The following is a 25312-nucleotide window of genomic DNA, read 5'->3' as shown; positions in this document are numbered from 1 at the left end:
CATCCGTTCAACCGGACGCAACCTGACCTTTTCGTCAGATACGCGCAATGTCGCAGGCCACGCCGACGCGCCGACCTGATGCGAAATTTAAGTCGAATGCTTGGTATTCAGCACCGTTACGGACTGCGTTTCGCTTACCATCTGGTAACGCTTCTGCGCTAGCAATGGCGAAACGACCAACAGAATGCAGGACCGCAAATGCAGCTGACATTGATCCCCGAACCCGACCGGTTGACGATCCATGTCGATGAAAAACGCCTGGACGCCGCCATTGCCACGGCCTTCAAGGATCAGGTCCGCCACCTGATCGGGGATGGCGGGGCACAGGTGACGCTGGACCTTGGCGGCGTCGATTTCATGGACAGCTCGGGCCTTGGCGCCGTCATCGCCATCTTCAAGGCCATGCCGCCGGGCCGCAAGCTGGAACTGACCGGGCTGACGCCCAATGTCGAACGGGTGTTTCAGCTGACGCGCATGGATACGGTGCTGACGATCCGGCCGCCGCAGATGGACGGGCATGACCGCGTCGCCCGGACGGCGGACAAATGAGCACACCTGCCGCGACCCGCGCGGGTGACAGAAGGCTGCGTCCGGTGCCCCCGGGGCGCCGGCCGATGATGCACCGGATCTTTCGCGCCGACCCGATGACCGTGCGCGAGGCGCTGACCTTTCTGCGCGAACGCTTTGACGGCAGCGCCGCCGAGGACGTGATCGCCCGTGTCGAGCTGGCGCTGGCCGAGGTGCTGAACAATATCTGCGAACATGGCGCGCGTCACGACGCCCTGCGTCTGGGCGGCCGGACGCATACGCCGCTGATCCATCTCTGCGTGGCGCGTCATACCGGCGGGATCGCCTGTGCCATTACCGATGACGGTCAGCCGCTGCCCGCGAGCTGTCTGGAAACCACCGGCCTTCCCTATCTCCCGCCCGAAGATGGCGCGATCGATCTCGGGCAACTGCCAGAGGGGGGGTTCGGCTGGTTCCTGATCCAGGACCTTACCGCATCTTTGAGCTATTTCCGCGAAGGCCGCCGGAATTTCCTGGCATTCATCGTCCCGGTCAGCGAATCGCTGTCCTATGACCAGAACAGGGCGGAAAGAAACCAGTCCGCCGGATAGCGATCCGGTCCGGGCGGGGCCCTTAGTTCAGACCGAATTGCAGCGGATAGCGGCCATCCTGAAACTCGCCGAACATTTCGGGCACTTCGGGATGATCCAGCGGCTCGCCCGAGGCGTCGGGAACCAGATTCTGTTCCGAAACATAGGCAACGTAATAGGTTGCCTCGGTTTCCGCATAAAGATGATAGAACGGCTGGTCGCGGGACGGGCGCGATTCCTCGGGGATGGATTCGTACCATTCCTCGGTATTGGCGAATTCAGGATCGACATCGAAAACCACCCCGCGAAAAGTATGTTCGCGGTGGCACAAGACCTGGCCCAGATTGTACTTCGCGGTGGTGGAGCTTTTCCGCATCTCATCGTTCCTGTTTGGCGCGGCTCTTACAGCCCCGCGCGGCCGCTGTCCACCTCTGCGCGCCGTGGCGGCCCCTGCCTGCGATGTGCGACGCCGGGCCGGCCCCTCCCGGCGACCCCCGCGTCACTTCGCCGGAAGCGCCTCTTCGGGCAACAGCGCCACGGTCGAAATCGACATCTTGGCCGACCCTTCGCTCAGCTGATCGGAATGGGCCAGATAGACCAGCACCTGATTTTGCTCGTCATAGATGCGCTTCACGCGCAGCGATTTGAGGATCAGCGAACGCGACGCGCTGAACACATCCTCGCCCTTGGCGCCGCGCTGGATGTCGCCAATGCGGATCGGTCCGGTGCGGCTGCATTCGATGGCCGAATTCGATGGATCCTCGAACCAGTTCCCCTGGCTGAGGCGGTCGATCACCGAGCGGTCGAAATAGGCCAGATGACAGGTCACGCCCTGCACGGCGGGATCCGCGATCGCCTCGATCAGAATGTCATTTCCGGTCCAGTCGACGCCGACCTTTCCGACCACATCCGCGCTTGCCGGCACAGCCATCAGCATCAGCGCGGCGATCCAGTTCCTCATCATGCCCTCCGGCCCAGTTGCAGCCGCGATCATCGCAAACCGGAACCCGCCCGGCAAGATCGCCCGACCGCGCGCTCAGGCCGTCGCGCCCTCGCGGCGGATCTCTGCCCGACCTGCATCGGTCAACAGATACGGCCCGCCCTCGTCGAAAACCACCACGCTCAGCGGCCCGCCATAGGCCGCCCCGGAATCGATGGCCAGCCGGTTGCCGTAATGCGTCACCTCGTCGACGACCGTGTGACCATGCACGACCAGCGGGCCGTGATCGGTCCTGTCATCCAGAAAGCCGGTGCGGATCCACAAAAGATCCTGCTCGCTCTGCTGCGACAGGTCGATCCCGGGGCGGATGCCCGCATGCACGAAGAGCGTCTGCGGCATCAACCGCCACAAAGGCAGGCTTTCCAGCCAGCGCAGATGCGCCTCGGGCACCGCGCGCAGGGCCTCGGCATGGCTGCGCTGGTGATCGCCGTCATTTCCGACCCCATATGACGCCAGCGTCTGGGTCGCGCCCAGCGCCTGATGATCCAGCCAGTGCTTGCCCGATCCCAGCCCCGCATCGATCCAACCCGGCTGACGAATGAATCGCGGCAAAAACCGATCATGGTTCCCCCTGAGCACGGTCCAGGGCCGCCCCGCATCCCGACCGCGCATCAGATAATCGACGACACCCCGCGAATCCGGGCCGCGATCCAGCAGGTCACCGACATGGATGACCTCGCCCGCGCCGCCATGGGCCGCATCGTCCCGCGCAATCCGTTCATGCGCGGATTTCAACAGCTCAAGCTGGCCGTGAATGTCGCCGATGGCATAGAACCGCATGGCACCCCCTGAATGCGAAACCCCCGGACGTTACTCCGGGGGCCTGCAAGGTTCAAACCTCGAAATGCAGCGGTCGGACCTGCAAGAACTTGCCCGTCGCGCGCAGCGCCTCGAGCGCGTCGGCACGCAGCGCCTCGTCCAGATAGAGAATGGCGATGGCGTCATTGCCCGCGGCGGTGCGGCCCAGGGTAAAGTTTGCGATGTTGACGCCCAGATCGCCCAGCGTCATGCCCAGCGCGCCGATCACGCCCGGCACGTCTTTGTTGCGGGTGTAAAGCATATGCTCGCCGATCTCGGCATCGACATTGATGCCCCGGATCTGGATGAAACGCGGCTTGCCGTCGCTGAACACCGTCCCGGCGATCGAACGCTCGCGCGTGTCGGTCACCACGGTCGCCTTGATATAGCCGTCGAAAACGCCGGTCTTGGCCTGGGTGGTGGTGGCCACCTGAACGCCGCGCTCGACCGCCATCACCGGGGCCGAAACCATGTTCACGTCGGGGTTCGTGGCCTTCATGACGCCCGCGATCACCGCCGCATTCAGCGCCTTGAGGTTCATCTCCGAGGCGATGCCGTCGTAAAGCACGTTGATCGCCTTGATCGGCTCATCGGTCATCTGGCCGATGAACGCGCCCAGATGCCCCGCAAGCTTGATCCACGGCCCCATGACGGCGGCCTCTTCGGCCGTGACCGAGGGCATGTTCAGCGCGTTCGAGACCGCGCCGGTCAGCAGATAATCCGACATCTGCTCGGCCACCTGCAACGCGACATTCTCCTGCGCCTCGTTGGTCGAGGCGCCCAGATGCGGCGTCACCACCACGTTGGGCAGGTTGAAAAGCGGGCTTTCCGTCGCGGGCTCGACCGCGAACACATCCAGCGCCGCGCCCGCGACATGGCCCGATTTCAAAAGCTCGGCCAGCGCCTCCTCGTCGATCAGACCGCCCCGCGCGGCATTGACGATGCGCACGCCCTTCTTGGTCTTGGCCAGGTTTTCGCGCGACAGGATATTGCGGGTCTTGTCGGTCAGCGGCACATGCAGGGTGATGAAATCGGCCTTGGCCAGCAGCTCGTCCAGCTCGACCTTTTTCACGCCCAGCTCGACCGCGCGTTCCTCGGACAGGAAGGGGTCATAGGCCAAGACCTTCATGCGCAGCCCCAGCGCCCGGTCGATCACGATCGAACCGATATTGCCGGCACCGATAATGCCCAACACCTTGTTAAAGACCTCGACCCCCATGAAGCGGTTCTTTTCCCACTTCCCGGCATGGGTCGAGACGCTGGCCTCGGGCAATTGCCGCGCCACCGCGAACATCAGGGCGATGGCATGTTCGGCGGTGGTGACGCTGTTGCCAAAGGGCGTGTTCATCACGATCACGCCCTTCTTGGACGCGGCCGGGATCTCGACATTGTCGACCCCGATCCCGGCGCGGCCGATCACCTTAAGATTGGTCGCGCTTTCCAACAGCTTCGCCGTCACCTTGGTGGCCGAACGGATGGCCAGACCGTCATACTGACCGATGATCTCGGCCAGCTTTTCCTTGTCCTTGCCGATCTCCGGCAGGTAATCGACCTCGACCCCGCGATCGCGGAAAATCTGGACGGCGGTTTCCGAAAGCTTGTCCGAAACAAGAACCTTGGGCATGTTTTTCATCCTCTGGATAAGCGGGCGCGCACCGGAAAACCGGCGTCACGTCATTCTTTCATGCAAAAAATATCCCGGGGCCCGGGGCAGGCCCCGGTCCGGCAGCGACTTCAGGCGTCCTGCGCCGCGATCTCGGCCTCGAACGCATATTCGATCCACGGCATCAACGCCGCGACATCGGAGGCCTCGACGGTCGAGCCGCACCAGATCCGCAGGCCGGGCGGTGCATCGCGGTATGCGCCGGCATCCAGTGCGACGCCCTCTTTCTCAAGCCGCTTGGCAACGGCCTTGGCGAAAGCCGCCCCATCCTTGATGCGCGGATCGGTGAATTTCAGACAGACCGAGGTGGTCGAGGCCGTCGCCGGATCCTCGGCCAGATCGGCGATCCAGTCCTTGCCGGCGATGAAATCGCGCACTGCGCCGGAATTGGCCTCGGCCCGCGCGATCAGCGCCTTGCGCCCGCCCAGCGACTGCGCCCATTTCAGCGCCACCAGATAATCCTCGACGCAGAGCATCGAGGGCGTGTTGATCGTCTCGCCCTTGAAAATGCCCTCGATCAGCTTGCCGCCCTTGGTCATGCGGAAAATCTTGGGCATCGGCCATGCGGGCACATGGCTTTCCAACCGCTCGACCGCGCGGGGGCTCAGGATCAGAACGCCATGCGCGCCCTCGCCGCCCAGCACCTTCTGCCAGCTGAAGGTCACCACATCCAGCTTGTCGAAGGGCAGATCCATCGCGAATGCGGCGCTCGTCGCGTCACAGATCGTCAGACCTGCGCGCCCTGCCGGGATCGCATCGCCATTGGGAACCCGCACGCCCGAGGTGGTGCCGTTCCAGGTGAAAACCACGTCATTGTCGAAATCGACTTCGGCGAAATCGACGATCCGGCCGTAATCGGCCTTGCGCGTCACCGCATCCAGCTTGAGCTGCTTCACGACATCGGTGACCCAGCCTTCGCCAAAGCTTTCCCAGGCCAGCATCTCGACCTTGCGCGGGCCAAGCAGCGACCACAGCGCCATCTCGACGGCGCCGGTATCGGATGCCGGAACGATGCCGATCCGGTAATCGGCGGGAACGTCCAGAACCTCACGGGTCAGATCGATGGCCTCGGCCAGCTTCGACTTGCCGATGGCCGCACGATGCGAACGGCCCAGCGGCGCGTCGGCAAGCATATCCAGCGAAAAATTGGGGATCTTGGCACAGGGGCCCGAGGAAAAGCGCGGATTGACCGGGCGCGCAGCCGGAGCAGTCATGCTCATTATGTATAGCCTTCCAGCTAGATAGCGCCGCGTTGGGGCGGCGTGTCCCGCTGATGGCGATATATCGGGCCGCAGATTCCCGCAAGTGAAATTTTCGGCAAGGTTACGCACAGAAAAATGACAAAATATTACCCAACAGGCATGGAAATCGGCCGGCTGGGTCCACATATCCCAGAATTACACGCGCGAACCCGGCGGCGATCAGCCGCCATCTGCTATTCAGACCGGTCAAATTTGACATTCTGGGGGGACAGTCCGATGGCTGATTTCACACTGGATGCCAACAGCTTTGGTGCATTTCACCGGAACTTTGGCGGCAACGGCACGAATGACCGCATCACGGTCAATATCGGCCCGAATTTCCGGGGCACCATCACCGTCGATGCGCTGGGCGCCGATGGCGAGGTCGAGGAAACCACGGTCAACCTGCCCGATGGCTGGCGATTCGAGGTCACCGGCATGAGCGAAACCCGGGACGAGGCGCCCGGCTCAAAGGACTGGTCGGGCATCGTCTATGACAGCAACGGCGATGCGGTCGGCACGGTCAGCATCCGCAGCAACCATATCGAAATCGAGGGCGTGCCCTGCCTGACCCGTGGCACGATGATCGACACACCCTCGGGGCCGCAAGCGGTCGAAACGCTGCAAGTCGGCGATGCGGTGCTGACGCGCGACAACGGCCCACAGGTCATTCGCTGGATTGGCACCCGCAAGCTTGGCCCGCATATGCTGGCCGCGATGCCCTATCTGCGCCCGGTGCGCATCCGCGCCGCAGCGCTTGGGCCGGGCATACCCGCCCGCGACCTGCTGGTTTCGCCCCAGCATCGCATCCTGATCCGCTCGGCCATCGCAGCACGGCTTTTCGGCGCGACCGAGGTTCTCGTCGCCGCAAAGCAATTGCTGGAGCTGGACGGCATCAGCATTGCCGAGGATGTCGAAACCGCCGAATATTTCCACATCCTGTTCGACCGGCATCAGGTCATCACCACCAACGGCGCCGAAACGGAATCCCTCTATACCGGCCCCGAGGCGCTGAAATCCCTGGGTCCGGCGGCGCGGGACGAGATCCTGACGATTTTTCCCGAACTGCGCGATCTTGGCTTTGTGCCGGACATGGCGCGCCCCTGCCCCTCGGGCCGGCATGCCCGCAAACTGGCCGCGCGACATATCCGCAATCACAAGCCGCTGGTCGCCTGACCGGGGGGCTTTTCCCACCCCGATCCGGCGGCTGCGCAATTGAACCCGCATCGCGCATTCGCTAGTCCTTCGGCAACGTATCTGGCCCGGAGGTCCCATGTTCACCGTCACCATGCTTGCCGCCCCCAAACGCGCCGATCTGACCCCCGCGCTGGCCGAGGATCTGCGCGCTCAGTGGAATGGCGGCCATGTGATCTGGCTGAACCCCGGCATTGCCGCCGAATTTCCGCTCGACGCGCAGCCGGCCGATTTCTGGGCCATCTGGGAAATCCTGCAAACGCAGGGCTTTGACATCGTCATCCAGCCGACCCTTGGCCGGCGCAAGGCGGTGCTGCTGGCCGATATGGATTCGACCATGATCGAACAGGAATGCATCGACGAGCTGGCCGATGTCGCCGGCGTCGGCGAACGCGTCGCCGCCATCACCGCCCGGGCCATGAACGGAGAGCTGGATTTCCACGAGGCGCTCCTGGCGCGGGTCGGCCTGTTGGCGGGCCTGCCCGAAACCGCCATCGACGAGGTGCTGGACAATCGCATCACGCTGGCCGCCGGCGGGCGCGATCTGGTCGCCACCATGCATGCGCAGGGCGGCTATTCGGCGCTGGTCTCGGGCGGGTTCACCGCCTTCACCGGCCCGGTCGCGACCGCGCTGGGATTTGACGAGCACCGCGCCAATACCCTGTTGGCCGACAACGACATCCTGACCGGCCATGTCTCATTGCCGGTTCTCGGCCGCGAGGCCAAGGTCGAGGCCCTGCAACAGATCGCCGCCGCGCGCGGCCTGACCCCGGCCGATGTCATCGCGGTGGGCGACGGCGCCAACGATCTGGGCATGCTGCAACTGGCCGGGACGGGGGTCGCGCTGCATGCCAAACCCTCGGTCGCGGCCCAGGTCGATATCCGAATCAATCACGGCGACCTGACCGCGCTGCTCTATCTGCAAGGCTATGCCGCCGAAGAGTTCACGCGCTGAGCGGCCCGCACTGCGGCGCATCCGCGCATCACATTGCCCGGAAAGGCGATTAATGCGCCCTGCAAACTTGCGATCATGACCGTTCGGTGACAGAAGCGGGGGATGAAGCCGCATCTGAAAGCCCTGTCCGTCCATCTGCTCACCGCGACTGGCGCAGTCCTGTCGATGCTGGCCCTGCTGGCCGCGGCCAATGGCCAATGGTCGATCATGTTCTTCTGGCTGGTGATCGCGCTGATCGTGGACGGCATCGACGGCCCGCTGGCGCGCCGCTATGACGTCAAGCGCAACTGGCCGACCTATGACGGGGTCCTGATGGACCTGATCATCGATTATCTGACCTATGTCTTCATCCCGGCCTATGCGCTGTTCATGTCGGGCCTGTTGCCGGGCTGGACCGGCTGGATCGCGATCATCGCCATCACCTATGGCAGCGTGATCTATTTCGCCGACACCCGCATGAAAACCAAGGACAATTCCTTTGCGGGCTTTCCCGCCTGCTGGAACATGCTCGTGCTGGTGCTTTTCGCGCTAAAGCCGAATTTCTGGATCATCCTGATCGTGGTGGTCGCGCTGACCTATACCATGTTCACGAATATCAAGTTCATCCACCCGGTCCGCACCGAACGCTGGCGCTGGATCTCGCTGCCGGTGGCGGCGGCCTGGGTCGGCTTTGCGATCTGGGCGGTGCTGGTCGATTTCCACCCCGACAGCTTTGCGCGCTGGGGCCTGCTTCTGACCTCGCTCTGGCTGATGTTCGCGGGGCTCGCCCAACAACTGACCGAGCGGCGGACTTGATCGCCGACTGATTTGCCCGGAAGCTGCGTCTGATTGCAGATGCCGAAAAGGGGCAAGGATGTTCGCAAAATTCATGCAGACCGCCGCCGCGGTGGCAATTCTGGCCACGCCGGCACTGGCCGCGCCGGACACGATCACGCTCGCGATGGTGCTTGAACCGCCAAACCTCGATCCGACGGGCGGCGCGGCGGCCGCCATCGACGAAATCGTCTATGCCAACCTCTTCGAGGGGCTGACCCGCATCGCCTCGGACGGCAGCGTGCAGCCCGGACTCGCCGCCAGCTGGGACGTGGCCGAAAACGGCAAAAGCTATACCTTCCACCTGCGCCCCGGCGTCACCTTCCACGATGGCGCCACCTTCGATGCGCAGGACGTGATCTTTTCGCTGGACCGTGCCCGCGCCCCCGACAGCACCAACGCCCAGAAAGGCCTTTTCGAAGGCATCGAAACCGTCACGGCGATCGACCCGCAAACCGTGCAGGTCACGCTGAAATCCCCGGACGGCGCCTTTCCGTTCAAGATGGCCTGGGGCGACGCGGTGATGGTGGACGAGGCCAGCGTCAAGAACATCGCCACCCATCCCATCGGCACCGGACCGTTCAAATTCGGCGAATGGAAACAGGGCGACCATATCACGCTGACCGCCTGGGACGGCTATTGGGGCGAAAAGCCCGCGCTGAAATCCGCGACCTTCCGCTTTATCGGCGATCCGACGGCGGCATTCGCCGCGATCATGGCCGGCGATATCGACGCCTTCCCGATCTATCCCGCGCCCGAAACCCTGGCCCAGATTCAGGCCGATCCGCGCTTCAAGGTGCTCGTCGGCACGACCGAGGGCGAAACGATCCTTGCGATGAACAATGCCCGCCCGCCGCTCGACAACGTCAAGGTCCGCGAGGCCATCGCCCATGCCATCAACCGCCAGGACATCATCGACGGCGCGATGTTCGGCTATGGCACGCCCATCGGCACGCATTTCGCCCCGCATCACCCCGACTATGTCGATCTGACCGCACAATCCGCCCATGACCCGGAGCTGTCGAAAAAGCTTCTGGCCGAGGCGGGGGCCGAAAACCTGACCCTGCGGCTTGCCCTGCCCCCGACCCCCTATGCACGGCGCGGCGGCGAAATCGTCGCGGCCGAACTGCGCGCCGTGGGCATCCAGACCCAGATCACCAATATGGAATGGGCGCAGTGGCTGGAACAGGTCTACAAGAATGCCGATTACGACCTGACCATCATCAGCCATGTGGAACCGATGGATATCGGCATCTATGGGCGCGACACCTATTACTTCAACTACAAGAACCCCGCCTTCCGCGAGACCATGTCGCAACTCGACGCCACCACCGACCCGGCCGCGCGCTCGGCGCTGTTGAAACAGGCGCAACAGATCATCGCCGACGATTACGTCAACGCCTATCTGTTCCAGCTGGCCAAGACCGGTGTCGCCAAAGCCGAAATCGAAGGGCTTTGGGAAAACGCCCCGATGCCCGCCAACGACCTCACGGCGGTGCATTGGCGGGAATGAGCCCGCCCTTTCTTCTTCATTCAAATATCCATACGGAACGCCGCCACCCGCGCGGCGTTCAGTTTTTCAGCACCAGACAGCGGCCGCCGACACTGCGCAGCCGGGTACAGAACGCAAAGGCCTCGCTTTTCGAGGAATAGCCGATCTGCGCCGTATAAAGCTTTTTCGGCCCGCCCGAGACCTTGCGCCGCACATAACTGACCCGCTTGCCGCCAAGGATCGGGCGCAATTGCCGGTTCAGCCGCGACACCTGACCGGTCACGCCCGAACGGCTGGGATGGGTGGCCACGATCACGCCCCAGGGCCAGGGATGGTCCAGCGTCTGGAATTCGCGCAGCTTGCGGGTTCCGGCAAGATCGATGCAGGCGGCGCGAAAGGGCCGCTCCTTGTCCAGCCGGATATCCAGCGTCTTGGGCGGGTTCTCGCGCCAGTCGCGCGCCGTCAGCCCGGTGATGGCCTGAACGTAATCCTGCGTTTCCCAAGGCAGGTTGCCGCCCTCTGCGACATAGCGCGCGGCGCGGTTCTCGCCGCCATTATAGGCCACCGCCGCCATCCCGACATTGCCGAAATCATCCGTCAGCTTGCGCAGATACCGGGCAGAAACCTCGATCGCCTTGGCCGGGTTGAACGGATCGTCCAGGCCGACGATCTCGGCGGTGCCGGGCATGAACTGCGCGATCCCCATGGCGCCGACCGGGCTGATGGCATTGGCCTCGAACAGGCTTTCCTTCCACAACAGGCGGGCCAGGAAATGCGGATCCAGATCGTTGCGCCCGGCCTCGCGTTCGATGGCCTGACAGACATCGGGAACATAGGTGGCGATGGCGATGCAATGCAGCCCGTCCGCCGTACAGCGCGACTTGTCCGAGGCCTTGGGCGCGGGCGCGCCATGCGTCGCATCCACCGCCTCATAGGCAGAGGCCGAAAAGGCGGCGAAAGCCGCAGCAAGCACAAGCGCCAGACGAAACATCGCACACCAATCCCAGAATCGGCTTTCAGATAACAGCCCGCCCCCGGCTTGAAAACCGTTTAGACACCCGGTGCGGCAGGACGCCGCCCGACGCGAAACGCCCCGGCCTTGCAGCCGGGGCGTCGCATCGGATCGGGGCGGGATGTGCGCGGGCGCTTATTGCGCGGGCGCGGCCGCCGTCTGAACGCTGCTGGCGCGGGCCAGATAGCCGTTGGGCTGTTCGATCATCTGCCCTTCCAGCGCCAGGCTTTCCGCGCGCGAGCGGACCTTGACCCGGGTGCCGTTCGGGATCTCGTCAAACAGATCCATGATGTCTTGGTTGAACAGGCGGATACAGCCGGCCGAGGTGGCCTTGCCGACCGAAGACGGGTCCATGGTGCCGTGGATGCGGTACATGGTGTCACGCCCGCCCTTGTAAAGATAGAGCGCCCGCGACCCCAGCGGGTTGTCGACGCCGCCCTTGAGACCGCCCTTCAGCGGGCCGTAAAGCTCGGGCTGGGTGCGCACCATATTCGCGGTCGGGGTCCAGCTGGGCCAGGCCTGCTTGCGGTTGATGGTGGCCGTGCCCTGGAAATTCTTGCCGGCCTGGCCGACGGCGATGCCGAAACGCATGGCCTCGCCACCTTCCAGCACATGGTAAAGAAAGCGCGCATAGGGATCGACGACGATGGTGCCGGGCGCATCAGAGCCGTTATAGGCCACGCGCTGGCGGGTGTTTTCCTCGGTCAGATAGGCCGGGCGCACGGCGTTGATTTCGATCGGCTCGCCATTGGGCCCGGAATCGGTCCGCGCGCCATAGACGCCGGTCGCGGCGTTGGGCGAGGTGGGGGCCTGAGGCGTGGGGGCGCAGGCCGCAAGGCCAAGGCCCAGTGCCAGCATAAGCGGTGCAAGACGCATCGTGTTTCCCTTCGTAACGCACCACGCCATCCATGGGCGCGGCGCTGGCAGCTTTGTCCTGATCCATGCCCGGCCCGAGCAGCGGGCAGGCATGATTCGCATGATTATATCAGCCGTCTGCCCCCTTGCGGCGTCAAGGGCCGGCCCGGCGCGCTTTACGAATCGTTGCCAGACTGTTGCCAATCGGCTTTCGCGCGCTTCGGGACCGCCACCGACATCGGGGCGCCAATATACGCGGCCAAACGGCCCGGCCGCCGGAATCGTTCCCTTGCCCGTGACAAAGCCGCCGCAACCTGTGTCCTGCGGGCCACAATTGGCGCGACCCGGCACGAAAAAGGGGCCGGCGTCGCCACTGGCCCCCGATCAGCGATCCCCGCCCTGCTCAGGCGCCGGCGGGCTGCAACAGGCCCGCGGCCGGGCGTTTGGCCCCGTGCAGATAGCGCGCATAGCCCAGATCGTCGGCCGCGATATCGGGCGTGCGCCCCGAAATCAGATCCGCGACCAGCCGCCCCGAGCCCGCCGACATGGTCCAGCCCAGCGTGCCGTGCCCGGTGTTCAAAAACAGGTTCGGGACCGGCGTCGTGCCCACAATCGGGGTGCCGTCCGGCGTCATCGGCCGCAGCCCGGTCCAGAACAGCGCCTTGTCCGGGTCGCCCGAACCGCCGAACAGCTCGCCGACCGATTTCGCCAGCGTGGCGCGGCGGCGCGGGTTCAGGGTCAGGTCATAGCCCGCGATCTCGGCCAGACCGCCGACGCGGATGCGGTCGCCCAGACGGGTGATCGCGACCTTGTAGGTTTCGTCCATCACGGTCGAAACCGGGGCGCGGGATTCGTCCTCGATATCGATGGTCAGCGAGTAACCTTTCAGCGGATAGATCGGCAGCTTGATCCCCAGATGGCGCACCAGCTGCGGCGAATGCGGACCCAGCGCCAGCACATAGCGGTCGGCGGTGAACAGCCCCTGATCGGTGTCGACCGCAGTGATGCGGCCGCCCTCGGCGCGCAGATGCCGGATCGAGACACCCCAGCGGAAGGTGACGCCGGCAGCCTCGGCCATCTCGGCCAGACGGCTGGTGAACTTGAAGCAATCGCCGGTCTCATCGCCCGGCAGGCGCAGACCGCCGGCGATACGCTCGGCGGCACCCGCCAGCCCCGGTTCGGCGGCGATGCAGCCGGCGCGGTCCAGCACCTCGAAGGGGACGCCATCGGCGCGCAGCACCTCGATATCCTTGCCGGCCGCGTCCATCTGTTCCGCCTTGCGAAACAGTTGCAGCGTGCCCTGCATGCGCTGGTCATATTCGATGCCGGTCTCGGCGCGCAGCTCGCCCAGACAGTCGCGGCTGTATTCGGCCAGACGCACCATGCGGCTTTTGTTGATCGCATAGGCCGCGCTGGTGCAATTGGCCAGCATCCGCGCCATCCAGGACAGCCGCTGCCAGTCAAGGCGCGGTTGCAGGACCAGCGGGGCATGACGCTGGAACATCCATTTCAGTGCCTTCACCGGAATGCCGGGCGCCGCCCAGGGTGAGGAATAGCCGGGCGAGATTTCGCCGGCATTGGCAAAGCTGGTTTCCAGCGCCGGGCCTTCCTGCCGGTCGATGACCGTCACCTCATGGCCGGCCTTCGCCAGATACCAGGCCGAGGTGACGCCCAAAACGCCAGCACCCAAAACGATGACTTTCATGTTCGCGCACCCTTTGAACCGAGTTGCCGGCAAAGATAGCAAAGCCGCGAAAAATGAACTCCCGATTTTGCCCCGTCCCGGGCATTTCATCGCACAATTCTTTCGCATATCAGCCGTTAATCGGGACAATTTGTCGCAACATGCGGAAATGCCGGGACAGATCCCGCCATAACCAGAATCGGCCGCGAAGCGATTGCAGCGCCCGAAACCTGTGCTTAGGCTGGTCGCATCAGCCCAGGTTCCCCCGCGCCATGCCCAGCCCCGCCCGCAAAAGCCCCTTTGCCCCCTTTCGCTACAGCGATTTCCGCCTGCTCTGGTCGGCCACGCTGATATCGAATTTCGGGTCGCTGGTGCAGGCGGTGGGCGCGGCATGGATGATGACGCAGCTGACCGATTCCGCCACGCTGATCGCGCTGGTACAGGCGTCGAACACGCTGCCCATCATGTTGTTTGCGCTGCTTTCGGGGGCGCTGGCGGATATTTTCGACCGCCGCACGCTGCTTTTGGGGGCACAGCTTTTCATGGCGGCGGTGTCGGTCCTGCTGGCGGTGCTGACATGGCAGGGATGGATGACGCCCCTGCTTTTGCTGTCGCTGACATTTCTGATCGGGGTCGGACAGGCAATCTATAACCCGCCCTGGCAGGCCAGCATGCAGGACCTCGTCCCGCGCGAGGATCTGGCGGCGGCGGTGACGCTGAATTCGGTCGGCTTCAACCTGATGCGCAGCGTCGGCCCGGCGGCGGGCGGCATCATCACCGCGATCTTTGGCGCGGCGACCGCCTTTGCGGTGAACGCGATCAGCTATATCCCGCTTTTGGGGGCGCTGGCGCGCTGGCATCCGGTGACGCCGCCGCGCACCACCTCGCCCGAGCCCTTTGTCGCGGCGGTGGGGGCGGGGCTGCGCTATGTCGCGCTTTCGCCGAACCTGTTGCGAGTGCTGCTGCGCGGGGCGATGTTCGGCTTTTCGGCCATCGTGATCATGGCGCTTTTGCCGCTTGTCGCCAAGGCCCAGCCCCAGGGGGGATCCTTGCTGTTCGGCCTGTTGCTGGGCTGTTTCGGGCTGGGCGCCATCGGGGGCGCGCTGCTCAATCCGCTGATCCGCGAGCGGCTGGACAATGAAAATATCGTGCGGCTGGCCTTTGCGGCATTCGCGGGCGCGGCGCTGGCGCTGGCTTGGACCGAAAGCATCTGGGCGCATGCGCTGGCGATGCTGCCCGCGGGCGCGGCATGGGTGCTGGCGCTGTCGCTGTTCAATGTCACGGTGCAGCTGTCGACGCCGCGCTGGGTGGTGGCGCGGGCGCTCGCGCTTTATCAGACCGCGGTTTTTGGCGGCATGGCGCTTGGCAGCTGGGTCTGGGGGGCGGTCGCCTCGAGCCAGGGGGTCGAGACGGCGATGGTCGCGGCGGCGGTGCCGCTGATCCTGGGCGCGGTGCTGGGGCATTGGCTGCGCATCCCGGAATTCGGCACGCTGGATCTGGACCCGGTGAACCGCTTCCGCGAACCGGCGCTGCGGCTGGATCTGCGCGGCCGTTCGGGGCCGATCATGGTGACCGTCGACTATATCATCGACCAAAAGGACGTGCCCGAATTCCTGCGGCTGATGGCGCTTCGGCGCAATGTCCGCCGCCGCGACGGTGCCCGCAACTGGGCCCTGCTGCGCGATCTGGAAAACCCCGAACGCTGGAGCGAAAGCTATCACATCGCCACCTGGGACGAATATGTGCGCCACAACCTGCGCCGGACCAAGGCCGATTTCGAAACCTATCAGGGCTTGCAGGCGCTGCATCGCGGCGAACACCCGCCCGCCGTCCACCGCATGATCGAACGCCATACCGTGCCCGAAACCGATGACATGCCGCTGATTGGCAAGCTGGAACTGCCCTAGGATCGGGCATGGCCCCCGCATCCGGGACCAAAACCATATCCGAAAGTTGGCTTTACCGGAATCGAGCGGCGGATTAGCCTTTGATCATGCGCCGTTATGTGATCCGACGACTGCTCTCGCTTGGCCTGAGCCTGCTCGTGGCCTCGGCGTTGATTTTTTCGGTGGTCGAACTGGTGCCGGGCGATCCCGCAAGCTTCATGCTGGGCACCGGCGCCCAGCCGGATACGGTCGCCGCGCTGCGCCACGAGCTGGGTCTGGATCAGCCGCTGCCGCTGCGCTACGCGCATTGGCTGGGCGGCGTGCTGAGCGGCGATCTGGGTCAGAGCTTTACCTATAAGACCCCGGTCGCGGGCATGATCCTTGACCGGATTCAGGTCTCGCTACCGCTGGCGCTGATGGCGCTGATGCTGGCGATGGCGATTGCCTTTCCCATCGGGATGTTCGCCGCCGCGCGCCGGGGCCGGGCCGGCGACACGCTGGTGATGGGGGCGACACAGATCGGGATCTCGCTGCCGAATTTCTGGTTCGCGATGCTTCTGGTGCTGATCTTTGCCGTCAGGCTGCGGCTTTTGCCGGCGGGCGGCTTTCCCGGCTGGAACCATCCCGGGGCGGCGTTCAGGGCGCTGATCCTGCCCGCCATCGCGCTGGCCCTGCCGCAGGCGGCGATCCTTGCGCGGGTTCTGCGTTCCGCCCTGATCGAGACCCTGGGCCAGGACTATATCCGCACCGCCCGCGCCAAGGGGCTGAGCGCGGCGCAGGCGCTGTCGCGCCACGCGCTGCGCAATGCGCTGATTCCGGTGCTGACCGTTCTGGGCATGCAGTTTTCATTCCTGCTGGCCGGGGCGATCATCATCGAGAACGTCTTTTACCTGCCCGGACTGGGGCGGCTGATCTTTCAGGCCATCACCCAGCGCGATCTGATCGTGGTGCAGGGCGCGGTTCTGGTGCTGGTCGCGGCGGTGATCCTTGTGACGTTTCTGGTCGATCTGGGCTATGCGCTGATCGATCCGAGGTTGCGCACATGAGGTGGTCGCTGATCCTTGGGGGCGCGCTGGCGGGGCTGGCGCTGGTGGCGGCGGCGCTGTCTTATGTCTGGACGCCGGGCGACGTGCTGCAACTGTCGGTGGCCGAAAAGCTGCAACCGCCCTCGGCGGCGCATTGGCTGGGCACCGATCAGCTGGGCCGGGACATGCTGTCGATGATCATGGTCGGCGCGCGCACCTCGATCGCGGTGGCGCTGGTGGCGGTGGGCATCGGCATCGGCCTTGGGGTGCCGCTGGGGCTTTGGGCGGCGGCGCGGCGCGACAGCTGGATCGACGACGTCATCATGCGCGGCAACGACCTGATCTTTGCCTTTCCCAACCTTGTCATCGCCATTCTGATCACGGCGGTGCTGGGGCCGTCGGCGGTCAATGCCATCATCGCCATCGGCATTTTCAACATCCCCGTTTTCGCCCGCGTCACGCGCGGCGCGGCGCTGCCGATCTGGACGCTGGACTATATCCGCGCGGCACAGGTCGCGGGCAAGGGGCCGGCTAGGATCAGTATTCAGCACATCCTGCCCAATATCGCCAACCTGCTGATCGTTCAGGGCACCATTCAATTCAGCCTCGGCATCCTGGCCGAGGCGGGCCTCAGCTATGTCGGGCTTGGCGCGCAGCCGCCGACGCCAAGCTGGGGCCGCATGCTGGCCGAGGCCCAGACCATGTTCGCCATCGCCCCGCATGTCGCCATCGTGCCCGGCCTGGCCATCGTCATCACCGTGCTGGGGCTGAACCTTCTGGGCGACGGGCTGCGCGACGCGCTGGACCCAAGACTGCGCAGGACGCGATCATGATCGAAACCCGCGACCTCGCCGTCGCCGCCGGCAACCACCAGATCCTGCATGATGTCGACCTGCGGCTGATGCCGGGCCAGATCACCGGGCTGGTGGGCGAATCCGGTTCGGGCAAGTCGATGGCGGCGCTGGCGATCATCGGGCTTTTGCCCGCGGGCATGCGGGCCGAGGGACAGGTCGATCTGGACGGCCGCAACCTTCTGGACCTGCCCGAGGCCGATCTGTGCCGCATCCGGGGCAAGCGGATCGGCATGATCTTTCAGGAACCGATGACGGCGCTGAACCCGCTGATGACGATCGGCGATCAGGTGGCCGAGGTGCTGCGCATCCATCAGGGGCTGGACCGCAAGGCGGCCCTGGCGCGCGCCCGCGACCGGCTGGACCGGGTCGGGCTGGCCGCGCCGCGCTTTCCGCTGAGCCTGTATCCGCACCAGCTGTCGGGCGGTCAGCGCCAGCGCGTCGCCATCGCGCTGGCCATCGCCGAACGTCCCGACCTGTTGATCGCGGACGAACCCACGACCGCGCTGGACGTGACCACGCAGGCCCAGATTCTGGACCTGCTGCGCGGGCTGGTGCGCGACGAGAACATGGCGCTTTTGCTGATCACCCATGATCTGTCGGTGGTCGCGGGCATCGCCGACCGCGTGGCGGTGATGCAGAAAGGCGTCATCGTCGAAGAGGGCCCGACCGAAGAGCTGTTCCGCCGTCAGGCCCATCCCTATACGCGCCAGCTGTTTCAGGCCTCGAACCATCAGCCGCGACTGGTTCTGCACAAGGGCCGGTCGACGCCGCTGTTGCGGGTCGAGGGCGCAGTGCGCGAATACCCCCTGCCCCGCGCATCGGCGCAGGCGCCGGGGGATGTGCTGCGCGCGGTCGACGGGGTCAGCCTGGATATCGGTCGTGGCGAATCCGTCGGGCTGATCGGCGAATCCGGCTGTGGGAAATCGACGCTGACCCGTGCCATTCTTGGCCTTGATCCGCTGCAAGGCGGCCGCATCCTTCTGGACGGGCGCGAAATCCATGCCGGCCGCGCCATGCCCCCCGAATTGCGCGCCCGGATGCAGGTCGTCTTTCAGGACCCCTTTGGCAGTTTCGATCCGCGCTGGCGGGTCGAACGGCTGGTGGCCGAACCCTTTCACCTGACTGGACGGCCCCGCGATTGGCGCGAACAGGTGGCCGAAGCGCTCTATGAGGTCGGCATCACCGGCGACGCGATGCGCCGCTATATCCACGAATTCAGCGGCGGCCAGCGCCAGCGCATCGCCATCGCCCGCGCGCTGATCATCAAGCCCAGCCTGATCGTCCTCGACGAAGCCGTCAGCGCCCTTGATGTCAGGGTCCGCGCACAGGTTCTGGACCTTCTGGCCGGGCTGCGGGCCAGCCACGGGCTGGCCTATCTGTTCATCAGCCACGACCTGTCCGTGGTGCGCCGGATCACCGATCGCGTGCTCATCATGGAAAAGGGCCGCATCGTCGAGGCCGGCCCCACCGATCAGGTGATGGATAACCCCCAAACCCCCTATACCCGGCGCCTTGTCGCTGCGTCACCGCAGATTCCGGCGGAATGGTCGCCTCACGAATAGGTCAGCGGCCTTGCGCGACCCGGCCAGGACCTCTATTTGCCTGCCGACGTTTTTTTCATGAGCCGCAAGATGACCCGCAAAATCGACAGCAACACGCCCCGCAAGGAGACGACTCTGCGGCCGAATCAATCCGTTGCCGCCGCGATGCCGGCCATGCCCGAATCACCGATTCCCGATTGGGGACAAGGCAACCGGACCCCGGACCCGCTGGCCCGTCCCCTGCGCAGACAGCCGCGCCAGGGCTGAGCATGGGCGCGTGCCCATGATGCCGGCCTCATAGGCAAAACTGCCTAAATCACGAGATTTTCACCATTCCGTCACACGAATTTCGCAATACCCGGTTCAGAAAAACAACAGGCCTTACGACATGCGCAAGGCCTGTTGCTCCTCCCCTGATTGGCGGCCAGCCTCCCCGCATAGCCGCCCAGGTATCTCTGTCTGCGTGCCTGCGCTCACGCCTGCACGACATTGCATCACTTTTGCCTGACCCGTGGTCGCGCTGTCAACAGCCGCAAAATGCGCCGTTGCGGTGCGGGACCCGACGGAACGCGCACGGGGCGATCTTGACGCACGGGCGCTTCTGACGCAGGACCAAGCGGACCGGTCGCCCAGCGATGCCCCGCATCGCGGCGCCCCATCGGCTTTCGCGATAGGAGAGAAATCAGATGACCCGCACCGTCTACCTCAATGGCGACTACCTGCCGGAAACCGAGGCCCGCGTCTCGATCTTTGACCGCGGTTTCGTGATGGGCGACGGCGTCTATGAGGTCACAAGCGTTCTCGACGGCAAGATCCTTGAATTCGAGGGGCATCTGGCCCGGCTGACCCGCTCGCTGAACGAGCTGGGGATGGAAAACCCGCTCAGCCGGCAGGAATGGCTCGACATCCACCACAAGCTGGTGGCGCTGAACGACATCCGCGAAGGGCTGATCTATCTGCAAGTCACGCGCGGCAATCCGGGCGATCGCGACTTTGCCTATCCGCCCAAGGACACGCCGCAAACGGTGGTGCTGTTCACCCAGAACAAGCCCGGCCTTGCCGACAATCCGCAGGCCAGAACCGGACTGCGCGTGGTCTCGGTCCCCGATCTGCGCTGGGGCCGGCGCGACATCAAGACGGTGCAGCTGCTCTATCCCTCGATGGCCAAGATGGAGGCCAAGGCCCGCGGCGTCGATGACGCCTGGCTGACCGAGGACGGTTTCGTGACCGAAGGCACCTCGAACAACACCTATATCGTCAAGGACGGCAAGATCATCACCCGCCAGCTGTCGACCGACATCCTGCACGGCATCACCCGCGCCTCGCTGCTGCGCTACGCCGCCGAGGCACAGATGCAGATCGAGGAACGCCCCTTCACCATCGCCGAGGCACAGGAGGCGGACGAGGCATTCCTGACCTCGGCCTCGGCCTTCGTGCTGCCGGTGGTGGAAATCGACGGCGCCCAGCTGGGCAAGGGCACGCCCGGACCCGTCGCGGCCCGCCTGCGCGAAATCTATCTCGAGGAATCGCGCAAGCGCGCCCTCTGATCCCGCTGCCAGACAGGAAAAAGGCGCGCCGGACAAACGGCGCGCCTTTCTCATGAGACGACCGGACCGATCAGCCCGCGACGCTTTCCCGGATCACCGACACCGAAGTGACATCGGCCACCACCGTGTCGCGCAGAATGGCGATATCCTCGCCGTTCAGCACAAGACGCACATCCTCGCCGTCCTGAACCAGCTCATAATCCTCATCGCCGTCATAGTCCTCGGCCAGGGTGATGGTAATGCTGTCGGCTCCGCCAAGGGTGATATCGGCGGCACCGCCGGAATCGCTGCGCAGCACGATCGAATCCGCGCCCGAACCCGCATCGACGACATCGCCCGCGCCGGCATGAATGGTGTCGCGGCCTTCGCCACCCAGAAGCGTATCGGCCGCATCCGGGTCCGAGGCATCGGGCGACAGGATCAGGTCATCGCCCTCTTCGCCCTCGACATAGACCGATCCACCATAATCCTCGATCCGGTCGTCGCCATCGCCGCCCATGATCGAATGTTCGCCAAGGTTGGTGATGATCGTATCCTCACCAAAACCGCCATAGATGCTGTCATTGCCCTGATTGGTGCCCTCTTCATGGACACCATAAAGATCGTCGCCACCGCCCAGATAGATCTCGTCATTGCCGGGATCGGCGATCACGGTATCCTCGCCAAAGCCACCGGCAACCACGTCATCGCCCGCAAGCCCGTTCAGAGTCTCGTCATCGTCATCGCCAACAATGCCATCATCGCCGGTGGTTCCGGTCAGGACATGATCGTCATCGTCATCCCTGATCACGGTTTCCGGGTCCAGGCGCGGATCTTCTTCTTCGCGCTCGGGCGGATGATCGTCATCATTGCTCGAAACGGCGGCGCCGATCCCGACAAGGCCGAGCACCCCCAACAGCAAAAAGATGGTTTGGTTCATAGTAAATTCTCCGCAGCGGTTGGCGGCACGATAGCCCGTCTGCCCCCCGCCCGGCAACCGCTCCGACGGGCTCATTCTCTTCCATGCGCAAATATCCCGCAGGGGGAGTCCTTTGCAGGGCAAAGGACGGGGGACGCGAAGTCCCCCGCGACCGCCCGACCGGGCGCGTCAATGCCCCAGGATCTGGGACAGGAACAGCTTGGTGCGTTCGGATTGGGGGTTGTTGAAGAACTCTTTCGGGGTGTTCTGCTCGACGATCTGCCCCTGATCCATAAAGATGACGCGATGCGCCACCGCCTGCGCAAAGCCCATCTCATGGGTCACGCAAAGCATGGTCATCCCCTCTTCGGCCAGCTCGATCATGGTGTCCAGAACCTCCTTGATCATCTCGGGGTCCAGTGCGCTGGTCGGCTCGTCGAACAGCATGATGCGCGGACGCATGCAGAGCGAGCGCGCGATCGCCACGCGCTGCTGCTGACCACCGGACAGCTGGCCGGGATATTTATGCGCCTGATCGGGGATCTTGACCTTTTCCAGGAAATGCATGGCCGTTTCCTCGGCCTCGCGCTTGGGGATCTTGCGCACCCAGATCGGCGCCAGGGTGCAGTTCTCCAGAATCGTCAGATGCGGAAACAGGTTGAAATGCTGGAACACCATCCCGACCTCGGACCGGATCTTGTCGATATTCTTGAGGTCGTTGGTCAGCTCGGTCCCGTCGACGATGATCTTGCCCGACTGATGTTCCTCAAGCCGGTTGATACAGCGGATCAGCGTCGACTTGCCCGACCCCGAAGGCCCGGCGATGACGATCCGCTCGCCCCGGCTCACATTCAGATCGATATCGCGCAGCACATGAAATGTGCCGTACCACTTGTTCAGCTTGACGATATCGATCGCGGTTTCGCCCAGTTCGGGCTTGGTGATGGCGTTTGCGGTCATGATATGCCCCTCAGCGATGGTCGCGCTTCAGCCGGCGTTCCAGATACATGGAATAACGCGACATGCCGAAGCAGAGGATGAAGAAGATGGCGCCGACAAAGATATAGGGCTCCCAATAGGCGCCCTTCCATTCAAAGCTGGCGCGGATGGTGTCGGACATCGCCTTGAGCGGATCGAACAGCCCCACGAACACCACAAGCGTGGTATCCTTGAACATGCCGATAAAGGTCGAGACGATCCCGGGGATGGAAATCTTCAAGGCCTGCGGCAGGATGATCAGCCGCTGCGCCTTCCAGTAATCCAGCCCCAGCGCATCGGCGGCCTCGTACTGGCCATTGGGCAGCGCGGCCAGACCGCCACGGATCACCTCGGCCATATAGGCCGATGCAAACAGCGTCACCATGATGATGACCCGCAGGATGATGTCGAAATTCGTCCCCAGCGGCAGGAAATAGTTCAGCAAAAGCGAGGCCACGAACAACAGCGTGATCAGCGGCACACCGCGGATGAATTCGATGAACATCACCGCCATCATCTTGATCACCGGCAGGTCCGAGCGCCGCGCCAGCGCCAGAATGATCCCCAGCGGCAGGGAAAGCGCGATGCCCGCGACCCCAATGGTGATCGACAGCACAAAGCCCCCGAACTGATCCGAAGGCACAGGCCGCAGCCGCAGGGGCAGCCCCCCGGCCAGCAGATCGGCCACCGCCCCGGCGGCAAAAAGCCACCACAGCACCGCAGCCAGCGCCCCGGCAGCGACCGCGAACATGCCAAAGCGCGCACAGAGCCGCCAGACCGCGATGCCAATGCCAAAGCCCGCCAGCACCATCCCGGGTCCCCAAAGCGACCCGCCCCAAAGCAGCCAGACCCCGACAAAGGGATAAAGCAGGCTCATGAGCAGCGCGTCGCCCGGCCGCGTCTCGATCAACAGCGCCCATGCCAGCAAGGCCACGGCCATAGCCGCAAGGATCACGGACCCCGCCCCCAGAAGCGCGGCACAGATCAGCGTCAGCGCGACAGCCAGCCCCAGCACGATCCGGCGCGCCCTGGGACTGTCCCCGAACAGCACCGGCGCCAGCGCCAGAAACAGCATGCCAAAGGCCAGAACCGGCCGCCAATACAGTTCCGGCGGATAGAACCCAAAGACGAACTGGTTCCAGCGATGCTTGATGATCGCGAAACAGCCGCCATGCGCATCCGGGCCATAGGCATCGGCGATGATCTTGCGGCATTCGGCCATGCTGCCCGCGTTCCAGACCGAATGCGAAAGCCAGGGCCAGAAGGTGCTGACCAGCAGCCACAGGATGCCCAGACCCAAAAGCGTAAGGGCGATGTTCAGAGGTCCCGAAAACAGGTTCTCGCGCAGCCACAGCACCGCGCCCGAGGCGCGCGCCGGCGGCGGCTGCGCCGGCAGCATGGTGTCGCGCACATAGGCGGTGGGTCGGGAATGGGTCTCGCTCATCTCACCGCTCCTTCAGTTTGACGCGGCTGTTGAAGACGTTCATCCCGCCCGAAATCAGCAGGCTGAGCAAAAGATAGATGCCCATCATCAGCACCATGCATTCCATCTCGCGCCCGGTCTGGTTCAGCGTGGTGCCGCCCAGCGTGCCGCGCAGGTCCATATATCCGACCGCGATGGCCAGCGAGCTGTTCTTGGTCAGGTTCAGATATTGCGAGATCAGCGGCGGGATGATCACCCGCAGCGCCTGCGGCAACACCACCAGCGACATGGTACGGCGCGGCCGCATGCCCAGCGCGAATGCCGCCTCGGACTGGCCGCGGCTGACGGCAAGGATGCCGGCGCGGACGATCTCGGCGATGAAGGCGCCGGTATAGAGCGTCAGCGCAAGCCACAGCACCACCAGCGCGTTGTCGAGATTGATCCCTTCGGCAAAGTTGAAACCGCGCAGCACCGGCGGCACCAGATGCAGGCCGAAATGCCAGGTCAGAAACAGCACCGGCAGCGCATACATCGCCAGCGTGATCCACCATGTGGTCGGCCGGCGCCCGGTCGCGTCCTGGATCCGCTGCGCCCAGTTGCGCAACACGCGATGCCCGATCCATGCCGCCGCAATCACCACCACAAAGGCGATGAAAGCCCAGCTGATCCCCTCGCGCCCCAGCGCCAGGGTGCCGGGCGGATTGGTCATGCCCAGCGAGGGGATGGCCGTATAGCGGTTCGTCGGCGCGACCAGATCGAACAGGATCATGCTCGCCGCCGGATTGTCCCCGCGATAGGCGTTCGGCGGCGGCAGCACCTCGGTAAAGATGGCCAGCACCACCAGAATCCACAGCAAAAGCGGGATATTGCGGAACACCTCGACATAGATCGTCATCAGCCGCGCGATCAGCCAGTTCGAGGACAGCCGCAGCACGCCCACGATCACGCCCAGAACCGTCGCCGAGACACAGCCCAGCACCGACACCAGCAGCGTGTTCAACAGCCCGACAACCGTCGCGCGCAGATGGGTGTCGTCGGAATTATAGGGGATCAGCTGCTGGGGGATGTCATAGCCCGCCCGGCGAAACAGAAAATCGAAGCTCAGCGTCTTGCCCAGGACCGACAGGTTCATCAGCACGTTGTTGATGAGCCAGCTTGCCGCAAGCATCACCGCGATAAAGACGACCACCTGCACGGTCAGCGATCGGTAACGCCGATCATAGATCAGCATCGACAGTCGGAAGGGCGGATTGTCCACCCCCGGATAAGAGACCATGTTGTACCCCCTGTCACCGGCTTGAAGCTTGGGCCTTTGGCCTCTGTTCCTCAGCCGGCTTGTCATTTCGACGCGCGAGG

At 64.4% G+C, this 25312-nt stretch carries 24 protein-coding genes; 12 read left to right on the top strand and 12 right to left on the bottom strand.

Annotation, left to right across the window (positions count from 1 at the left end):
* The first annotated feature begins 198 nt into the window (after positions 1-198).
* Together ACFOMH_RS10455 and ACFOMH_RS10450 are read left to right on the top strand one after the other, a co-directional pair.
* A complete protein-coding gene (locus ACFOMH_RS10455; protein WP_374423924.1) occupies positions 199-549 on the top strand; it encodes an STAS domain-containing protein in 351 nt (116 codons plus the stop codon).
* 65 nt (positions 550-614) lie between these two features.
* Entirely contained in the window at positions 615-1118 is a 504-nt protein-coding gene (locus ACFOMH_RS10450) for an ATP-binding protein (protein ID WP_374423923.1), read from the top strand.
* A 22-nt stretch (positions 1119-1140) separates the two neighbouring features.
* Here the strand turns inward: ACFOMH_RS10450 and hspQ are convergent, their stop codons facing one another.
* The 5 genes from hspQ to ACFOMH_RS10425 all read right to left on the bottom strand — a co-directional run bounded on the left by hspQ (position 1141) and on the right by ACFOMH_RS10425 (position 5778).
* Positions 1141-1473, bottom strand: coding sequence for a heat shock protein HspQ (gene hspQ, locus ACFOMH_RS10445; RefSeq protein WP_377744336.1), 333 nt, complete (start codon positions 1471-1473; stop codon positions 1141-1143).
* Positions 1474-1596: 123 nt separating this feature from the next.
* The gene (locus tag ACFOMH_RS10440; RefSeq protein ID WP_374423919.1) at positions 1597-2061 is read right to left on the bottom strand and encodes a CreA family protein; all 465 of its coding nucleotides are present in this window, start codon (positions 2059-2061) and stop codon (positions 1597-1599) included.
* 72 nt (positions 2062-2133) lie between these two features.
* Positions 2134-2877 (bottom strand): metallophosphoesterase, encoded by a 744-nt coding sequence (locus ACFOMH_RS10435; protein WP_374423917.1) that lies wholly within the window; start codon positions 2875-2877, stop codon positions 2134-2136.
* 52 nt (positions 2878-2929) lie between these two features.
* Entirely contained in the window at positions 2930-4519 is a 1590-nt protein-coding gene (gene serA / locus ACFOMH_RS10430) for a phosphoglycerate dehydrogenase (RefSeq protein WP_377744334.1), read from the bottom strand.
* Positions 4520-4629: 110 nt separating this feature from the next.
* Positions 4630-5778, bottom strand: coding sequence for a phosphoserine transaminase (locus tag ACFOMH_RS10425; RefSeq protein WP_374423913.1), 1149 nt, complete (start codon positions 5776-5778; stop codon positions 4630-4632).
* Positions 5779-6036: 258 nt separating this feature from the next.
* Between ACFOMH_RS10425 and ACFOMH_RS10420 the strand changes: the two genes are divergently transcribed.
* The 4 genes from ACFOMH_RS10420 (at position 6037) to ACFOMH_RS10405 (ending at position 10274) form a co-directional block, all read left to right on the top strand.
* On the top strand, positions 6037-6975 hold the full coding sequence (locus ACFOMH_RS10420) for a Hint domain-containing protein (protein WP_377744331.1): 939 nt from the start codon (positions 6037-6039) through the stop codon (positions 6973-6975).
* 97 nt (positions 6976-7072) lie between these two features.
* Entirely contained in the window at positions 7073-7948 is an 876-nt protein-coding gene (gene serB / locus ACFOMH_RS10415) for a phosphoserine phosphatase SerB (protein WP_374423909.1), read from the top strand.
* Positions 7949-8050: 102 nt separating this feature from the next.
* Positions 8051-8743 carry a CDP-alcohol phosphatidyltransferase family protein gene (locus ACFOMH_RS10410; RefSeq protein ID WP_374423907.1) on the top strand — a complete coding sequence of 231 codons (693 nt, stop codon included), beginning with the start codon at positions 8051-8053 and terminating at the stop codon, positions 8741-8743.
* Positions 8744-8801: 58 nt separating this feature from the next.
* The gene (locus tag ACFOMH_RS10405; protein WP_374423906.1) at positions 8802-10274 is read left to right on the top strand and encodes an ABC transporter substrate-binding protein; all 1473 of its coding nucleotides are present in this window, start codon (positions 8802-8804) and stop codon (positions 10272-10274) included.
* Between the two features lie 58 nt (positions 10275-10332).
* Here the strand turns inward: ACFOMH_RS10405 and ACFOMH_RS10400 are convergent, their stop codons facing one another.
* From ACFOMH_RS10400 to ACFOMH_RS10390, 3 genes are all read right to left on the bottom strand, one after another.
* Positions 10333-11244 carry a lytic transglycosylase domain-containing protein gene (locus tag ACFOMH_RS10400; RefSeq protein WP_374423904.1) on the bottom strand — a complete coding sequence of 304 codons (912 nt, stop codon included), beginning with the start codon at positions 11242-11244 and terminating at the stop codon, positions 10333-10335.
* Between the two features lie 156 nt (positions 11245-11400).
* Positions 11401-12141 (bottom strand): L,D-transpeptidase, encoded by a 741-nt coding sequence (locus ACFOMH_RS10395; protein WP_374423902.1) that lies wholly within the window; start codon positions 12139-12141, stop codon positions 11401-11403.
* Between the two features lie 382 nt (positions 12142-12523).
* Positions 12524-13825 carry a D-amino acid dehydrogenase gene (locus ACFOMH_RS10390; RefSeq protein ID WP_377744328.1) on the bottom strand — a complete coding sequence of 434 codons (1302 nt, stop codon included), beginning with the start codon at positions 13823-13825 and terminating at the stop codon, positions 12524-12526.
* Between the two features lie 251 nt (positions 13826-14076).
* Here ACFOMH_RS10390 and ACFOMH_RS10385 point away from each other — a divergent pair, with 251 nt between their 5' ends.
* From ACFOMH_RS10385 to ACFOMH_RS10360, 6 genes are all read left to right on the top strand, one after another.
* On the top strand, positions 14077-15711 hold the full coding sequence (locus ACFOMH_RS10385; RefSeq protein WP_377744327.1) for an MFS transporter: 1635 nt from the start codon (positions 14077-14079) through the stop codon (positions 15709-15711).
* Positions 15712-15797: 86 nt separating this feature from the next.
* The gene (locus ACFOMH_RS10380; protein WP_377744325.1) at positions 15798-16736 is read left to right on the top strand and encodes an ABC transporter permease; all 939 of its coding nucleotides are present in this window, start codon (positions 15798-15800) and stop codon (positions 16734-16736) included.
* Positions 16733-17548, top strand: a complete 816-nt coding sequence (locus ACFOMH_RS10375; protein WP_377744324.1) for an ABC transporter permease — start codon at positions 16733-16735, stop codon at positions 17546-17548. Before ACFOMH_RS10380 ends, ACFOMH_RS10375 begins: the two co-directional genes overlap by 4 nt.
* On the top strand, positions 17545-19131 hold the full coding sequence (locus ACFOMH_RS10370) for an ABC transporter ATP-binding protein (protein ID WP_377744323.1): 1587 nt from the start codon (positions 17545-17547) through the stop codon (positions 19129-19131). The genes ACFOMH_RS10375 and ACFOMH_RS10370 overlap by 4 nt, the downstream gene beginning before the upstream one ends.
* A 69-nt stretch (positions 19132-19200) precedes the next feature.
* The gene (locus ACFOMH_RS10365; protein WP_377744321.1) at positions 19201-19377 is read left to right on the top strand and encodes a hypothetical protein; all 177 of its coding nucleotides are present in this window, start codon (positions 19201-19203) and stop codon (positions 19375-19377) included.
* Positions 19378-19796: 419 nt separating this feature from the next.
* Positions 19797-20657 carry a D-amino-acid transaminase gene (locus ACFOMH_RS10360; RefSeq protein WP_377744319.1) on the top strand — a complete coding sequence of 287 codons (861 nt, stop codon included), beginning with the start codon at positions 19797-19799 and terminating at the stop codon, positions 20655-20657.
* A gap of 70 nt (positions 20658-20727) precedes the next feature.
* Here ACFOMH_RS10360 and ACFOMH_RS10355 read toward each other — a convergent pair whose 3' ends face one another.
* The 4 genes from ACFOMH_RS10355 to ACFOMH_RS10340 all read right to left on the bottom strand — a co-directional run bounded on the left by ACFOMH_RS10355 (position 20728) and on the right by ACFOMH_RS10340 (position 25232).
* Positions 20728-21576 carry a calcium-binding protein gene (locus ACFOMH_RS10355; RefSeq protein WP_377744317.1) on the bottom strand — a complete coding sequence of 283 codons (849 nt, stop codon included), beginning with the start codon at positions 21574-21576 and terminating at the stop codon, positions 20728-20730.
* 168 nt (positions 21577-21744) lie between these two features.
* Entirely contained in the window at positions 21745-22515 is a 771-nt protein-coding gene (locus ACFOMH_RS10350) for an amino acid ABC transporter ATP-binding protein (protein WP_374423885.1), read from the bottom strand.
* A 10-nt stretch (positions 22516-22525) separates the two neighbouring features.
* Positions 22526-23977 carry an amino acid ABC transporter permease gene (locus tag ACFOMH_RS10345; protein ID WP_374423884.1) on the bottom strand — a complete coding sequence of 484 codons (1452 nt, stop codon included), beginning with the start codon at positions 23975-23977 and terminating at the stop codon, positions 22526-22528.
* A 1-nt stretch (position 23978) separates the two neighbouring features.
* On the bottom strand, positions 23979-25232 hold the full coding sequence (locus ACFOMH_RS10340; protein WP_377744315.1) for an amino acid ABC transporter permease: 1254 nt from the start codon (positions 25230-25232) through the stop codon (positions 23979-23981).
* Between the last annotated feature and the right edge of the window lie 80 nt (positions 25233-25312).

This window comes from Paracoccus mangrovi (genome assembly GCF_042648425.1).
GTDB classification, from domain to species: domain Bacteria; phylum Pseudomonadota; class Alphaproteobacteria; order Rhodobacterales; family Rhodobacteraceae; genus Paracoccus; species Paracoccus mangrovi.
The sequence above is the reverse complement of the archived record's forward strand: the minus strand, read 5'-3'. Positions and strand labels throughout refer to the sequence as shown.